Below are 15,138 nucleotides of genomic sequence, written 5' to 3'. Positions count from 1 at the left end.
CAGGGTCCATGCGAATGAAACGGATCAGCCTTCGATCCGGCTGAAGTCCGCAACTTTGTGCACTGCAGCACGGAAGGTCGCAAGCAGGTCGAGCCGGTTTGCCCGCTTGTTTTCTTCATCCGCATTTACCGTCACTTCATCGAAGAAGCGGTCGATCGGCGCGCGCAGCGAGGCAAGCGCAGCCATGGCGGCGGCGAAATCCTCGGCGGCGATGGCCTTGGCGGCCTGCGGCTGAGCGGTGGCGAGAGCGTCCATCAGCGCCTTTTCGGCAGGTTCCGGCGTGTAGGAAAGGTCGCGCGCATGGCGCTCGGCCATTTTGGCGTCGATCACTGCCTTCATGTCGGGATCGTCGACCAGCGCCAGCGGGTCTTCCTCGCCCGTGCGGCTGATCTCACCCTCGATGCCGTGCCAGTCTTCCTTCTTGAGGATGTTGGCCGCGCGCTTGTAGCCGGCGAGGAGGTTCGCGCCGTCGTCGGTGTCCATGAACGAAGTTAGCGCGCGCGCGCGGGCCTCGACCCGGTCCACGCGCATGTCCGTCCGCCCTTGCCAGGCACGCGATGCCTGGATGTAATCGTGGCGCACGCCTTCGTCGCGCAGCTGGACGGCCAGGCGGTCGAGCAGGAAGTCGGCCAGCTTTTCCGCCAGCGCGGGAAGCGGCTTGCTCGCCCATGCGTGCACCACCTGGTCGAGTTCGAGCTTCAAATTGTTCGCCTGGACCAGGCGAAGGTAACCGAGCGCGGCGCGACGAAGGGCAAATGGATCCTTCGAGCCGGTCGGCAGGATGTCGATCTTGAAGAAGCTCAAGAGATTGTCGAGCTTATCAGCAAGGCTGACTGCAACCGTGGTCGGCGCTGTCGGTACCTCATCGCTGGCCCCGACCGGCTTGTAGTGATCGCGGATCGCGTCGGCGACTTCTTCCGGCAGACCCTCGGCGCGCGCGTAGTATCCCCCCATCAGCCCCTGAAGCTCGGGAAACTCGCCAACCATTTCAGTGACGAGATCTGCTTTCGACAGCTCCGCCGCCATGCGGGCCAGCTTGTGGTCGCCATTGGGTGCCTTGGCGTCGAAGACGAGCCAGTCGGCGAGCTTGGCGACGCGGTCGACCTTGTCGTCCAGGGTGCCGAGCTTTTCGTGGAAGGTGATGCGCGACAGCTTTCGCGCCTGCTGGGCGAGCGGCGTCTTGCGATCCTGCTCCCAGAAGAACCGCGCATCGGAGAGACGCGCCGCGAGGACCTTGCGGTTGCCGTCCACGATCGCCGCGCCGCCATCCGCGGCCTCGATGTTGGCGGTGCAGACGAAGGCGTTGGCGAGCTTTCCAGCGCTGTCCTCGCAAACGAAGTATTTCTGGTTCACGCGCGCGGTGAGCTGGATGACCTCCGGCGGCACATCGAGGAAGGCCTCGTCGAAACGGCCGAGCAGCGGCACCGGCCATTCGGTAAGGCCCGCGTTCTCGATCACCAGCCCCTCGTCCTCGACCAGCTTGAGGCCGGCGTCCGCGGCAACCTTGGCCGCGCCTGAGCGGATTATGTCCTGCCGTTCGGCATGGTCGACGATCGCATGGCCGGCGCGCAGCTTGACCGCGTAGTCGTCAGCATTGCCGATGGTGATGTCGCCCGAATGATGGAAGCGGTGGCCGAGCGTGACCGCGCCCGAAGTGACACCATGCACCTCGCACTCGACCACCTCATCACCCAGTAGGGCAACGATGCCCGACAGCGGGCGCACCCACCGCAGGCTCTCGGTCGAGAGCGAGGCTGCACCCCAGCGCATCGACTTGGGCCAGCTAAAGTCGCGGATGATCGCCGGGATCGCTTCGGCGAGCACATCCTTCGTCGCACGACCCGGCTTTTCAATCACTGCGAACCAGGTGTTGCGGCCCTTCACATCGCGCAGTTCGAGCTGATCGCGGGTAACGCCGTTCTTGCGGCAGAAGCCGTCGATCGCGGCATCGGGAGCGCCCTCGGGCGGACCCTTGGCTTCCTCGCTCACCGCCTGCGTGGCATCGGGAAGTCCGCGGGCGATCAGCGCAAGGCGGCGCGGGGTCGACCAGACGGTGATTTCGCCGACGCTGACGCCCGCGGCTTCCATCTCGCGGCGGAACAGGCGTTCCAGTTCTTCGCGAGCGCCAACCTGCATCCGCGCGGGGATTTCTTCGCTGAGCAGTTCGAGGAGGAAGTCGCTCATGCCGACCACTCCGGATATTTCTCGGCCCAGGCGGCGGCTTCCTTGGCCATGTGCGCCTCGCAGCTTCCGCGCGCGAGGTCGCGAACGCGGCCCATGTAGCTCGCGCGTTCCTGAACGCTGATCACGCCGCGGGCCTGCAGCAGGTTGAAGATGTGGCTCGCCTCGACCGCCTGTTCGTAGGCAGCGATAGGGACCTCGTTTGCAAGCGCGTTCTTGCACTCGGCTTCGGCCTTGTTGAACAGGTCGAATAGCGCGTCCGTCTCGGCGACCTCGAAGTTCCACTTCGACATCTGCTTCTCGTTCTCGAGGAAGACGTCGCCATAGGTGACGCCATGCCCGTTGAAATCTAGGTCGTACACATTGTCGACGCCCTGGATGTACATCGCGAGGCGTTCGAGTCCGTAGGTCAGTTCGCCCGCGACGGGCTTGCAGTCGAAACCGCCCATCTGCTGGAAATAGGTGAACTGGGTGACTTCCATCCCGTCGCACCAGACTTCCCAGCCCAGACCCCAGGCGCCCAGCGTAGGGCTTTCCCAGTCGTCCTCGACGAAGCGGATGTCATGCTTCAGCGGGTCGATGCCGATGACGCGCAGGCTTTCGAGATACCAGTCCTGGATATCGGGCGGGCTCGGCTTCAGGATCACCTGGTACTGGTAATAGTGCTGCAGCCGGTTCGGGTTCTCGCCATAGCGACCGTCGGTTGGACGGCGGCAGGGCTGGACGAAGGCCGCGTTCCACGGCTCCGGCCCGAGTGCGCGCAGGGTAGTCGCGGTGTGGAAGGTCCCTGCCCCCATGCGCATGTCATAGGGCTGGAGGATAAGGCACCCCTTCGCGCTCCAGAAATCGTGGAGTGCGAGGATCATGTCCTGGAATGATTTTTGCGGATTGCGGTCCATGGCGCGGGGCTTTGGCGGATGCGCGAAAATGCGTCAATGCCGCTATGCAGCAAGGCAGAAAATGACAGGTTATCCAGACATCGTGTCAGGTATTGTTGACATAGTCAGCGAATCGCGACATATAGTCAGGACAACCTGACACACCGGAAGGTTGACCTCACCACTGGACCCTACATCCAACTGGAGAATTGTCATGAAGAAGATCGCTTTCCTGTTCGCCGCTCTCGCACTCGTTCCCTCGCAGGCGATGGCCGATGAAGCCATGTCAATCACCATCGAAACCCGCGACCTTAATCTAGCCGATCCCGTCGACCAGCTGCGTCTCGACAATCGAGTCGAGCGGACGATCCGCGAAGCCTGCGACAATGATGCCCGCGATGGCGCGTCGCTCTCCGACCAGCGCCAGTGCCGCGCCGAGCTGCGCAAGGCCGCCCGCGCCGGCGTGGCCGTCGCCATCGCGAAAACTCCGAACTTCCGCCTCTCGAGCGCGGTCAGCGAAGACTCTGGCGCCTGAAAACAACTTCCGCCCGGACCGGGACCCAACATCCCGGCCGGGCGGCAACGTGAGTAGAGACATGCCGACTGCCCCGAAGATCTCCCGCTCATCGCTCCACCTCGCCGCAGGCTGGGTCGGCGTGGTCGCCATTGCCTTCATGTGGGCACGCAAGGCCGACGTTTTGTCGGGCACTGTCGGCACGATCTGGGGCATGCTCTTCGTCCTCACCGTGCTCGTGCTGTTCGTGACCCGCAATGCCGACGAATACGTCGCCGCACTCTGGCGCGCGGGGGCCGGTGCGGCCTTCATCGCGCTGATTGCCTGGGAATTGTTCGGCCCCGCCATGGAAGGGTTCATCGATGGCCTAGCCGGGGTCGAAGACAACATGGACTTTCCTGCGAGCGCAGGTCCTGCGGTTGCCTACACCGCATTCTTCGTCGCCCACACCTGGGCCCGCATCCGCGGCACGTATTGATCTGGAGGCCGTCAAAATGCCGTACAACCCCAATGCCATGACCGTCGACGACCGCGGCTTCACCATGAAGATGATGTGGGTCGGACTGGGCTCTTCGCTGCTCCTCCTCACCGGTAAGATTTTTGGTTTCTATGACCATGTCGAGGCGTTGGCCGGAGGCTTCACCGCAGGCTCGCTGATCGGCCTCGCCTTTATCGGTCGGCAGGACGAGTATTTCCAAAGCCTTGTCTATTTCGCCGCGCGCTGGACGCTGTGCGTGACCGGGCTTTGGCTATTCGCCAGCATCGTCTCGTTCACCCGGGATTATGTCGACGACACCGTGTTCGGCCTGGTTGCCATCGCTGCGACCTTTCACCTGGCCTTCACCTGGGCGCGACTGAGGGGGTATTGAGGATGCAACACGCCTCGCAATCGCCTGGGAAGGCGAAATCGACCGCGCGCCGCAGCCGGCTCTACTTTCGGCTGATGGACATATGTCTGTTCTTTTTGGTCGTTGGCCTGATCGACTGGATCGTTAGCCATTACGACGTGGAGAATGCTCCGGCCTGGTATCTCGCTGGCGGGCTGGTGATGATCATCTTCAATAGCTTCGTCCCGCTGTTCCTCATGGTCGCAAGCTTCATGCGCGACGATTACGCCGAGGGGCTGGTGAAGCGCAGCTTGCGGGTGATGGCCTACGGGGCGGCGTTAATACCACCCTTCCTCCTCATCGGGCCGTGGGTACTGGGAGGCATCTTCGTGAACACCGACTTGCGTGCTCCGGACTTCTACCGCGAGTTCTATAACGCCTTCTATCTCAGCGAAATGCGACCCGAACTAGTGCTCCGGAGAGTTTGGTTCCTTTACATGCTTTCCTTCGTCGGGATCTTCCAGTTCCTGCGCTGGAAGGACAGCCGATGAAGAACCGCCTCCGCGTCCTTCGTGCCGAACGGGAGTGGAGCCAGGCGGAGCTGGCCATGCATCTCGACGTGTCGCGTCAGGCAGTCAACGCGATCGAGACGGGCAAGCACGATCCCTCCCTGCCCCTCGCCTTCCGCATCGCGCGGCTGTTCGACATGCCAATTGAGGAAATATTCGATGACGAAAACTGACCTGTCGGATGCCCCTGGCGAGGTCGTGCCGGGTTCTGCCCGCTATTGGCGCAACCTCTTGCTGTGGGCGGTTGGCCTTGGCCTCTTCCTGCCTTTTGCCATTCTTCCGATCATTCTTGCCCGCAAGGCCGACGGTCCGCTCGACTGGCTGGTCATCGCCGCTATCGTGATCGCCTCGATCTTCGTGGGCCGCATCTTCTGGCGTACTGCGCCCGATTTCACCATGGGTGAGCCCCGCACTGCGCGCGGTATCAGGATGCGCTGGATCCTGGTGGGAATAGCCCTGCTGGGACCGCTGGCCGGATACCCGTTGATTGCGCATCGCGGACCCAATGGCGAACGTCTCGATCTGTTCAGCAATGCGGCTCTGCCCGGCAGCGTTGTCCTGCCCATGCTGGCGGTGTGGTGCATCGCCATACCGCTGCTGATATTCCTTGTGCGTCGCAATTCGGACGACTTCATGCGCAGCGCCAACGACTTCGGCTTCATGGTCGGCGGACAGCTGTTCTACTTTGTGGCGCCCGTCTGGTGGCTCGCCTGGCGTGGCGGATTCCTGCCGCGACCAGACGTCATGATCCTCTTTATCGTAACGCTAGTGGGCGTAAATCTGGCAAATCTTTGGAAACGCCAGCATGGCTGATCTTGTCTTGGGCCACGGGCAACCTATCAAGTAGATTGAATTCCACGGATTTACCCGAACATGAAACGTGTCCTTCTCGGTACTGCTGCCTGCTTTTCCCTGCTCTTCCAGGGTGCTGCCGCTCAGGCGCAGGATGCAGTCTCCGATGTTGCCCCCGTTCCGGCAGCTGCTGTCGAGAACCCGGAGGAGCCGTCTGGCCCGGCCCTGTGGATGCTCGCGGACGAGGACACGACCATCTACCTCTTCGGCACCGTCCACGCCCTGCCGCGCGAGGTCAAGTGGCGGGTGGGCCCCGTCGAGCAGGCGCTGGAGTATTCGAGCACTCTGGTGACTGAGATCCCCGGGGACGCGATTACCGATCCGTCTTCCCAGCAGATGATAGCTGCCAAGGCGATGCTGAGCGGTGACAAGACTATGCGCGACCTGCTCGATGCCGACCAGCGCGTTTCGTACGAAACCGCGATGTCGAAGCTGGGCCTGCCGGTCGACGCATTCGACCGCTTTGAACCATGGTTCGCGGGCATGACACTGGCAATGCTGCCTTTGCTCAAGGCTGGTTACGACATGGACTCCGGTGTCGAGAAGGTCATCGAAAAGGATCTGTCTCCGCAGGTAACGCGCGATGCACTGGAGACCATAGGTTTCCAGATCGACATGTTCGACCAGCTCCCGATGCAATCGCAGATCTCTTTCCTGATGTCCTCTGCGGAGAATATCGAATCCGTCTCGCCGATGATGGACAAGATGGTCGCCGAATGGATGGAAGGCGATGCAGACGGCCTCGCAGCTCTCCTAAACGAGGGCCTGACCGATCCCGTTCTGACCAACATCCTACTTTATAACCGCAATGCGAAGTGGGCAGAGTGGATTGACAATCGCATGGACAAGCCCGGCGCTGTGTTCGTCGCGGTCGGCGCAGGCCATCTCGCCGGGGAAAAGAGCGTCCAGTATTATCTCACGCAGCGCGGATTCCGGGTCGAGCGGGTCCAGTAGGCCTGCGATCCGTGAGCGCATGAACCCGCTGGCGAAAGCGATCTTCGGTGTCCTTTTCGGGACACTGCTGCTTGCCGGGTGCGGCAAGAAGGACAAGGAGTTTGCCGAGGCTGGCTCGCAACCGGCCCTGTGGGAAATCCGCGATGGTTCGGGCAAAGTTGAAGGCTGGCTCTTCGGAACGATCCATGCCCTGCCTGAAGGAACCAGATGGCGTACTGCCCGGCTGCAGTCCGCGATCGACGAGGCCGACCTGCTGGTCGTCGAGGTCGGCAATCTCGCGGATGGAGCGGCAATGGCAGCGCAATTCCGCAGGCTGGCGTTCGACGGTCCGCAAGGCAAAATCCGCAGCCGCGTAACTCCTGCCTACAGGGAAAAGCTCGATGCAGTCCTCGACAAGGCGAGTATTGCCGAAAGCGACCTCGACACGATGGAGACATGGGCCGCCGCCCTTGCCCTCGCCCAGGCCGCACAGGACGGCGACGGGGGCAATGGTGCCGATCTGGCCCTGCTGGCCGACTTCAGGGGCCGGAGTGTCGAGGAACTGGAAGGCGCGCAAAGGCAACTTTCGATTTTCGACACCCTGCCCGAGACCGAACAACGCGACCTGTTGCAGGCGGTGATAGACGAGATCATCGGCGGAACCTCGGAAGACGACCGTCTCGCCCGCGATTGGCTGCGCGGCGATGTGGATGCGTTATCCCGCACTGCCGACGGTGGAATGCTCGCCGATCCGGAACTGCGCGAGGCACTGCTGGTACGGCGCAATCACGACTGGGCCGCGAAACTGGCGACCATATTGGCACGCCCCGAGAAACCGCTCGTCGCAGTGGGCGCCGGCCACATGGGCGGACCCGATGGTCTTGCGGCAATGCTCGAGGCCCGCGGATACAGCGTGGCAAGGACGCAATAGCCTGGCTCAGCTCTGGGGCGGGATTTCCGGCCCTGCACACCAAGGCTTGCCTTTTGTCCCCCTTCCCCCTAATGGCGCGCCCTTCGGCGTCATGGTCATCCCTGGAGGCGTGGCGGACCGAAGCATTCAAACGCATTCGAAAGGCAATACAGATGAGCGACGCTCTGACCCTGCCGGCCGAGGCGCGCGAACGGGCTGGCAAGGGAGCCTCCCGTCAACTGCGCCGCGATGGCCGCGTCCCTGCCGTGATTTACGGCGGCAAGGAAGAACCCACACTGATTCACGTGGAAGCCAAGGAACTGGTTCGCCAGCTCGGCACCGGCCACTTCATGAACTCGATCGTCGAAATCGAGATCGGTGGCAAGAAGGTCCGCACGCTTCCCAAGGACGTCGCTGTCCATCCCGTGAGCGACCGCCCGGAACACGTCGACTTCCTCCGCCTTGCAAAGGGCGCGAAGGTCGAAGTGAACGTCCCTGTCGTGTTCGCCAACGAAGAGAAGAGCCCGGGCCTCAAGAAGGGCGGCGTTCTGAACATCGTCCGTCACGAGCTCGACCTCATCTGCGAAGCCGACAAGATCCCGAGCGAAATCGAGATCGACGTCACCGGCAAGGATGTGGGCGATTCGATCCACATCAGCGAAGTGACCCTGCCCGCCGGCAGCGAGAGCGCGATCACCGATCGCGACTTCACCATCGCCACGCTGGTCGCTCCCTCGGCACTCAAGAAGGCAGAAGGCGACACTTCGTCGGCCGACGCCGCTTCGGTACCCGCCAGCGCCCAGGCTGCTGACGAAGCCGAAGAAGAAGAAACCACCGAAGAAGAAGGCGGCGCGGAGTAGTCCCTGCCCCACCCTTCGCGGGCTTCATGAAGCGCCGGTCCCGAGAGGGGCCGGCGTTTTGCTTTTATGGAGGGCACGTCATGGCAGAATACCTGGAAGTAACGCCCGAACAGGGAGCACGCTTTTTCGGCAACCCGAAATCCGGGGCCGTCGTGATGCTCAACCTGCTGCGCTTCCGCGAGCGTGCCGATTACTCGCACGCACCCGCGCTGGAACCGGACGGCGGAGTGACAGGCGAACAGGCCTATCGCATTTACATGGACGAGCTCGAGCCCTTGCTTGTGGCCAGTGGGGGTGAGGTTTTGTTTTCGGGCAGTGCGGACGAATTCCTGATCGGTCCGGTTGAGGAGGCTTGGGACTACGTCGTCCTCGTACGACAAGCGAACCAGCAGAGCTTCCTCGCCTTCGCATCCGATCCCGAAGCCCAGCGCATCACTTGCCATCGGACCGCTGCGGTCGCGGACTCGAGGCTGTTGCCGATCTGGCCTACAGCCTGACCTCGCAAGATCGTGAAGCGCGTCCTCGTCATCGGCTCGCCAGGGGCGGGAAAGTCGACCTTCGCTCGCGCCCTTGCGCAGCGCAGCGGCCTTCCCCTGATCCACCTTGACGCACACTACCACCTGCCAGGCTGGACCGAACCCGATCCGGCAGACTGGGATGCCAAGCTCGACACGCTGCTTGCAGGGGACAGCTGGATCATCGACGGCAATTACGGCGGCAGCATGGATCGCAGGCTCGCCCTGGCCGACACGGCGATCCTGCTCGACTATCCGACATTGCTGTGTCTCTGGCGCCTGGTGAAGCGCATCACGACACTACACGGAACCGTCCGTCCCGATGCCCCGCCCGGGTGTCCCGAACGCTTCGATCTCGAATTTCTCCACTACGTCGCCGTCTTTCGCCGCGTGAAAACGCCGGTACTAGAACGTCGTCTCGGGGCCTTCCCCGGTCGGATCGCTCGATTCCGTCGCCCTTCAGAGGCGCAGGCCTTTCTCGACGCGCTCGCTTGAGCTAGCAGCCGCGCATGCAAATCTGGACTGGCCTCGGAAATCCCGGACCGCAATATGCGCTCCACCGGCACAATGTCGGTTTCATGGTCTGCGACCTGCTGGCGGAGATGTACGATTTCGGCCCGGTCCAGAAGAAGTTTTCGGGCTGGGTGCAGGAAGGCCGGATCGGCAACCAGAAGATCCTTCTGCTTAAACCCGCAACCTACATGAACGAGAGCGGCCGTTCGGTGAGCGAGGCACTGCGCTTCTACAAGCTGGATGTCGACGCCCTGACAGTGTTCCATGACGAGCTCGACCTTGCCCCGTTCAAGGTCAAGGTCCGCACCGGGGGCGGACTGGCCGGGCATAACGGCCTGCGCAGCATCAACCAGCACCTCGGGCCGGATTTTCGGCGGGTACGGATTGGCATCGGCCATCCCGGCGACAAGGAGCGAGTGACAGGCCACGTGCTAGGCAATTATGCCAAGTCGGAAATGGACGACCTTGCCGACATGCTGGCGGCTATCGGTGCGGAAGCCGAATGGCTCGCTCGGGGAGACGATGCCCGTTTCATGAGTGAACTGGCGTTGCGCCTGCAGGACTGACCACTCGCGAGCGGTTAGCATCCTTCCAGCGGCTTGTTCCCCTTTGACACACACCCGACTGCGCGCTGGCAATGCCACTAAGGACGTGACACTTCGGAACCTGCAAATCAGGCAAGTCATTCCGATTTGGGGGCAATTGTGAACTTTAAGCGATTCATCACCGGAGCCATGGCATTCATCGGACTGGCTACCGCCACTCCGGCAATTGCGGAGCCCATCCTGCTCGATTCCGGCTCGATCGGTGACAGCTTCACCATCGATTTCGACGGCTTCGTCAACGGCGGACCGTCGCTGGACGGCCTGAACTCATCGCTTACACTGACGCTCACCGGTATTCAGAATGGCATCTATACATTCGACTACTCGCTGACCAACACCGGCGCGAGCGGTGACGGTATCACCTCGCGCGTCTCGGGTTTCGCGTTCAACACCGATCCTGACATCGATGCGGCGACCAGCACCGGCACCTATCGCTTCACCAACACCGATTCGAACTATCCGAACGGCATTGGCAACGTGGACGTCTGCTTCCAGGCCCAGAGCACCGGAAGCTGCGCAGGTGGCGGTTCGGGCGGCGTCTACGATGGTGCGACCGGGACCGGCACGCTGAGCCTCAGCTTCGGCACTGCGCCTGCAAGTCTGACCCTCGACGACTTCTTCGTCCGCTACCAGTCGATCAGCGGTATCGACGGCGTAACCTCGGCCAGCGGTCGCCAGATCACCTCGACCAGCTCGTCGGGCGGCAACGACGTCCCCGAGCCGGGCATGGTCCTGCTGTTCGGCATGGCTGTCCTCGCCATTGCCTTCGGCGCCCGTGGACGTCGGCAGGCAGCGACAAAGGTTCGCGTAGCCTACGCCTGATCGCGGGCCATACAATTCAAGCGCATTCGGCGGCGCGTGGTTTCGATCACGCGCCGCTTCCTTTTCGTGCCGATGTTTGGTGCCTAGCTCGCCTCGGCCTGTCCCAGATGACGGGCGATCGTGCGATTGTCCGGATCGAGTTTCGCTGCGCGCCTTAGCATTTCCAGACCGCGGGCCTTCGAGCCGGACTGGACCAGCATCCAGCCTGCGGTGTCGAGGATCGAGGCGTTGTCCGGCTCCAGCTTGACTGCACGAAGCGCCATGTCAAGCGCCTCGCTATCCTTGCCCAGTTGCTGCTTGGCAAAGGCAAGATTGTTGAGAACCATCGCGTTTTCGCCGCCGGTCCGCGTCAGGATGCTCTGATAGAGAGCCTCCGCATCGCTCCACTGCCGGTTGCGGAGTGCGCGATCGGCTTTTGCCAATTCACCGCCGATCCATTCGGGCGAGGGTGTGCTGAGACGCTTTTCGAACGATGCCGCGCCTTCGCTCCCAGCGCCCTTGGCTGCAAGACTGGCCAGCTTCAGTTCCTCGGGCGTGGCATCGGGTCTGCTTGCAAGCGGACGGATCGTGACGAGCGCCCCCGCAGGGTCGCGTGATGCCAGCTGTGCCCGCGCAACAAGACGCCTCAGCGCGCGCGATCCGCCGTGGCGTTTGAGCGCAGGCTGCAAAACTCCCAACGCAACTGCCGGCTGGTCGAGTTCAATGAGCGAACGACCATAGAGCGCCGTAGCAACCGGGTTACCTCGCAACTCGTTTTCGTAAGGCTGGAGGATGGTCCGGACCTTGGCCCAGTCGCCTTGCTTCCCTGCCAGCCTTGCGGTCAGGAAGATGACCGATTGCTCGTCTGGTGCTTCCTCCGAAAGGGTCGCCACCAGCGGTTCAGCATCCTTGAGGCGTCCAAGCGAGATCAGCACTTCCGCCTTGCCAACGCGCCCGTCGAAATTGGCGGGATGCAGCTCGAGCACGCGATCGAACGATGCGAGCGCGCCGGGCAATTCGTTTCGCGTCAGGCGCATGTCGGCACGGACCAGGTGAGCCTCGACCATTCGCGGGTCGAGCTTGAGCGCCCTGCCCACCAATGCGTCGGCTTTGGCAGCCTCACCCTGCAGCAGCGAGAAGCGGGCGTAGGAAGCCAGCAGCGAAGCATCTGGCGCTGCACGGTCGGCACCGGCTGCAAACGCCTCTGCAGCCTTGTCGACCTCGCCTAGCCCGACATAAGCCAGAGCGCGAACCCGGTCGGCAGCGGCCGTTTCCAGCCCGTCGACCAGGGCAATGCCCTTGTCGTACTGACCGCGCAGTACTTCGGCCTCACCAGCCACAGCAGCCACGTCCGGGCGATCCGTCATTTCCTTTGGCAACTTTGCCAGCGTAGATGTGGCACCTTCACCATCGCCGAGCGCAATCTGGGTCCGCGCCAGAAGCACGCGCATTTCATGGTCATCGGGTTTTTCGCGTAGCCCACTGATCAGTGCGACACGCGCCCCGCGGTAATCATTGGCGGCGAATGCTTCGCGTCCATTGGCAAAGCTCGTCTCCGGGCTCGGCGAGCATGCGGACAGCGCCGCGGCTATCAGGATCGTGGTGGAAAGCAGTCGATTGCGGATCATGGTTTACGCCTACCACGAGAGAATAAACCATTGATGAAAGCACTGGGCGCGGTGCTAGGCTTCGAAGGAAGGGAGAGTACAGATGCCGCAGATTGATCGCAGGAGCCTTCTGGCCGGAGCCGCCGCCACCGGGGTGACACTTGCCGGAAGTCGCGTAGCATTGGCGGATGCGATCGAACCGGCGAGCGGGCTTTCGGGTAAGGCCATACTGATCACGGGCACTTCTTCCGGGTTCGGGCGCCTAGCTAGCGAACTCTTCGCGCGCTCGAGGGCGAAGGTTTTTGCCACCATGCGCAACCTTCCCCGCCCCGAGGCGGAGGAGTTGCGGAAACTTGCCCGGGACGAGAAGCTGGACATCCATGTCATCGAAATCGATGTGCTCGACGATGCGCAGGTCGCTGCGGGCGTGGCAGAGGCCGAGAGAATTGCCGGACGCGGCATGGATGCACTCGTCAACAATGCGGGCATCGGCATTACCGGGCCGATAGAAGTCCAGGACATGGAAGCGACGCGCCTGGCTTTCGATACGAACGTCCTCGGGTACCAAAGACTGGCCCGCGCCGTACTCCCCGGGATGCGGGCCCGGAAGCAGGGCCACATATTCGCAGTGTCCAGCCAGTTGGGACGCGTGATTGTCCCATACGCAGGCCACTATTCGGCAACGAAATTCGCGGTTGAAGCATTGTTCGAGCAACTCGCTTACGAGCTCGTGCCGCATAATATCGGCGTCACTATCATCGAGCCGGGTGGTTATCCCACCAAAGTCTGGGTCAACCGAAACCGTTATTCGAAGGAGCTGAAGGAGCGCGTGGATCAGCGCCATCTAGACGGGTACCCGCAGGTAGTCGCACGCATGGGACAGGAAGATGGTTCGGGGCGAACTGCCGACCCCATGGACGTGCCCAAAGCGATGGCGCGTGTTCTTGGCATGCCTCCCGGCACGCGGCCGCTCCGGCTCCCGGTGAGCGGTGGAGACATCCCGCAGGTCGCAATCAACGAGGTCTGCGCACGCACGCAGGTTGAATGGCTCGGCAGATCGCCGCTTGGGCCGCTCGTCCGGGCTGTGCACAAGGCCTGATCTGCTGGCAATCCTCTCCGCTTGTGGCTAAGGGCGCGGCCAAAGCCATATTCCGGAGTTTTCGATGGGTTTCCGTTGCGGGATCGTCGGCCTGCCCAACGTGGGCAAGTCCACCCTTTTCAATGCACTGACCGAAACGCAGGCCGCGCAGGCCGCGAACTACCCGTTCTGCACGATCGAGCCCAATGTCGGGCAGGTTTCGGTGCCGGACGAGCGGCTCGACAAGATCGCTGCCATTGCCGGCAGTGCCAAGATCATCCCGACGCAGCTCGCCTTCGTCGATATCGCTGGTCTCGTGAAGGGGGCCAGCAAGGGTGAAGGCCTGGGCAACCAGTTCCTCGGCAACATCCGCGAGGTCGATGCCATCGTGCATGTGCTGCGCTGCTTTGAGGACGACGACATCCAGCACGTCGCCAACAAAGTCGATCCGATCGCCGATGCCGAGGTGGTCGAAACCGAGCTGATGCTCGCCGACCTAGAAAGTCTCGAGAAGCGTGTTCCTGCCGCAGCCAAGCGCGCAACCGGCGGCGACAAGGAAGCCAAGCTGATGGCCTCCGTCCTTGGCCAGGCGCTCGACCTGCTGCGCGAGGGCAAACCTGCCCGCCTGACCGAGCCCAAGGACGATGAAGAGGCACGGATATTCCGCCAGGCACAGCTGCTGACCGCAAAGCCCGTTCTCTACGTCTGCAACGTCGCGGAAGAGGATGCTTCGACCGGCAATGCCCTGTCCGAACTGGTGTTCGCCAAGGCCGCTGCCGAGGGCGCGGAAGCGGTCGTCGTCTCGGCAGCCATCGAGAGCGAACTGGTCGCCATGCCTGCCGAGGATCGCGCCGAATACCTTACCGAACTCGGGCTCGACGAAAGCGGCCTCAGCCGTGTCATCCGCGCAGGCTACAAACTGCTTGGCCTGAAGACATTCTTCACCGCCGGACCAAAGGAAGCCCGTGCTTGGACCTTCCCTTCGGGCGCGAAGGCTCCGCAGGCGGCAGGGGAAATCCATACCGATTTCGAACGCGGCTTCATCCGTGCGGAGACCATCGCTTATGACGATTATGTCGGTCTGGGCGGTGAAGGCGGCGCCAAGGAAGCCGGCAAGCTGCGCCAGGAAGGCAAGGAATACGTGGTGCAGGACGGCGACGTGATGCTGTTCAAGTTCAACGTGTGATTGGCAGCGCAGCCGGAACCACCTAGATACGAACCATGCGGACGCTGATGCTTGCCCTGTTTGTCGTCATGCTGGCCTTACCGGGCCTTGCGCGCGCGAGTACCTGCGGCGAAATGCAGGCCTCGGCAGCTCAGACGCATCATGGCAGCTCCCATCATGAAGGCGGGCAGTCGAATGATGACCATGCCGCTACTGCATCGTCACACCAATGCATCGGATGCGCGCCCCTGAGCACCCCCGCAGACGAATTTGCCCTTGTGGAATTGACCGGCATATCGCCGGTGACGGACCTGGTGGCCCGGCTCAGCT

18 protein-coding genes are annotated in these 15,138 nt (G+C 62.5%); 15 read left to right on the top strand and 3 right to left on the bottom strand.

What is annotated here, in order from left to right; translation table 11 throughout:
- Nucleotides 1-24 precede the first annotated feature (24 nt).
- Nucleotides 25-2,184: a glycine--tRNA ligase subunit beta gene (gene glyS / locus RAM60_RS05305; protein WP_369025271.1), complete on the bottom strand. Its 2,160-nt coding sequence runs from the start codon at nucleotides 2,182-2,184 to the stop codon at nucleotides 25-27.
- Nucleotides 2,181-3,080: a glycine--tRNA ligase subunit alpha gene (locus RAM60_RS05300; RefSeq protein ID WP_369025272.1), complete on the bottom strand. Its 900-nt coding sequence runs from the start codon at nucleotides 3,078-3,080 to the stop codon at nucleotides 2,181-2,183. Before RAM60_RS05300 ends, glyS begins: the two co-directional genes overlap by 4 nt.
- A 193-nt stretch (nucleotides 3,081-3,273) precedes the next feature.
- Here RAM60_RS05300 and RAM60_RS05295 point away from each other — a divergent pair, with 193 nt between their 5' ends.
- The 13 genes from RAM60_RS05295 to RAM60_RS05235 all read left to right on the top strand — a co-directional run bounded on the left by RAM60_RS05295 (nucleotide 3,274) and on the right by RAM60_RS05235 (nucleotide 10,979).
- Nucleotides 3,274-3,594 (top strand): UrcA family protein, encoded by a 321-nt coding sequence (locus RAM60_RS05295; RefSeq protein WP_369025273.1) that lies wholly within the window; start codon nucleotides 3,274-3,276, stop codon nucleotides 3,592-3,594.
- Between the two features lie 61 nt (nucleotides 3,595-3,655).
- Nucleotides 3,656-4,051: a hypothetical protein gene (locus tag RAM60_RS05290; protein WP_369025274.1), complete on the top strand. Its 396-nt coding sequence runs from the start codon at nucleotides 3,656-3,658 to the stop codon at nucleotides 4,049-4,051.
- A 16-nt stretch (nucleotides 4,052-4,067) separates the two neighbouring features.
- Nucleotides 4,068-4,442, top strand: coding sequence for a hypothetical protein (locus RAM60_RS05285; protein WP_369025275.1), 375 nt, complete (start codon nucleotides 4,068-4,070; stop codon nucleotides 4,440-4,442).
- Between the two features lie 2 nt (nucleotides 4,443-4,444).
- Nucleotides 4,445-4,951 carry a hypothetical protein gene (locus tag RAM60_RS05280; RefSeq protein ID WP_510640296.1) on the top strand — a complete coding sequence of 169 codons (507 nt, stop codon included), beginning with the start codon at nucleotides 4,445-4,447 and terminating at the stop codon, nucleotides 4,949-4,951.
- Nucleotides 4,948-5,142, top strand: coding sequence for a helix-turn-helix transcriptional regulator (locus tag RAM60_RS05275; protein ID WP_200983754.1), 195 nt, complete (start codon nucleotides 4,948-4,950; stop codon nucleotides 5,140-5,142). The genes RAM60_RS05280 and RAM60_RS05275 overlap by 4 nt, the downstream gene beginning before the upstream one ends.
- Entirely contained in the window at nucleotides 5,129-5,782 is a 654-nt protein-coding gene (locus tag RAM60_RS05270) for a hypothetical protein (protein WP_369025276.1), read from the top strand. Before RAM60_RS05275 ends, RAM60_RS05270 begins: the two co-directional genes overlap by 14 nt.
- A 60-nt stretch (nucleotides 5,783-5,842) precedes the next feature.
- Entirely contained in the window at nucleotides 5,843-6,775 is a 933-nt protein-coding gene (locus RAM60_RS05265; protein ID WP_369025277.1) for a TraB/GumN family protein, read from the top strand.
- A 19-nt stretch (nucleotides 6,776-6,794) separates the two neighbouring features.
- Nucleotides 6,795-7,685, top strand: a complete 891-nt coding sequence (locus RAM60_RS05260; RefSeq protein WP_369025278.1) for a TraB/GumN family protein — start codon at nucleotides 6,795-6,797, stop codon at nucleotides 7,683-7,685.
- Between the two features lie 152 nt (nucleotides 7,686-7,837).
- Nucleotides 7,838-8,524 (top strand): 50S ribosomal protein L25/general stress protein Ctc, encoded by a 687-nt coding sequence (locus RAM60_RS05255; protein WP_369025279.1) that lies wholly within the window; start codon nucleotides 7,838-7,840, stop codon nucleotides 8,522-8,524.
- 80 nt (nucleotides 8,525-8,604) lie between these two features.
- Nucleotides 8,605-9,021, top strand: coding sequence for a DUF1330 domain-containing protein (locus tag RAM60_RS05250; protein WP_369025280.1), 417 nt, complete (start codon nucleotides 8,605-8,607; stop codon nucleotides 9,019-9,021).
- A gap of 12 nt (nucleotides 9,022-9,033) precedes the next feature.
- The gene (locus RAM60_RS05245; protein ID WP_369025281.1) at nucleotides 9,034-9,534 is read left to right on the top strand and encodes an AAA family ATPase; all 501 of its coding nucleotides are present in this window, start codon (nucleotides 9,034-9,036) and stop codon (nucleotides 9,532-9,534) included.
- A 14-nt stretch (nucleotides 9,535-9,548) separates the two neighbouring features.
- Nucleotides 9,549-10,118 carry an aminoacyl-tRNA hydrolase gene (gene pth, locus RAM60_RS05240; RefSeq protein WP_369025282.1) on the top strand — a complete coding sequence of 190 codons (570 nt, stop codon included), beginning with the start codon at nucleotides 9,549-9,551 and terminating at the stop codon, nucleotides 10,116-10,118.
- Between the two features lie 138 nt (nucleotides 10,119-10,256).
- Nucleotides 10,257-10,979: a cistern family PEP-CTERM protein gene (locus RAM60_RS05235; RefSeq protein WP_369025283.1), complete on the top strand. Its 723-nt coding sequence runs from the start codon at nucleotides 10,257-10,259 to the stop codon at nucleotides 10,977-10,979.
- A gap of 83 nt (nucleotides 10,980-11,062) precedes the next feature.
- On the opposite strand, the gene RAM60_RS05230 is transcribed toward RAM60_RS05235, so the two are convergent.
- Nucleotides 11,063-12,586: a tetratricopeptide repeat protein gene (locus tag RAM60_RS05230; protein WP_369025284.1), complete on the bottom strand. Its 1,524-nt coding sequence runs from the start codon at nucleotides 12,584-12,586 to the stop codon at nucleotides 11,063-11,065.
- Nucleotides 12,587-12,668: 82 nt separating this feature from the next.
- On the opposite strand from RAM60_RS05230, the gene RAM60_RS05225 reads away from it, so the two are divergent.
- Both RAM60_RS05225 and ychF read left to right on the top strand, forming a co-directional pair.
- A complete protein-coding gene (locus tag RAM60_RS05225; RefSeq protein WP_369025285.1) occupies nucleotides 12,669-13,664 on the top strand; it encodes an SDR family oxidoreductase in 996 nt (331 codons plus the stop codon).
- 64 nt (nucleotides 13,665-13,728) lie between these two features.
- On the top strand, nucleotides 13,729-14,829 hold the full coding sequence (gene ychF, locus RAM60_RS05220) for a redox-regulated ATPase YchF (protein ID WP_369025286.1): 1,101 nt from the start codon (nucleotides 13,729-13,731) through the stop codon (nucleotides 14,827-14,829).
- Nucleotides 14,830-15,138: the final 309 nt, after the last annotated feature.

The organism is Qipengyuania sp. RANM35 (assembly GCF_041021145.2).
GTDB lineage: Bacteria > Pseudomonadota > Alphaproteobacteria > Sphingomonadales > Sphingomonadaceae > Qipengyuania > Qipengyuania soli.
Note: the sequence above shows the minus strand (reverse complement) of the source record. Positions and strands in the feature narration are given on the sequence as shown.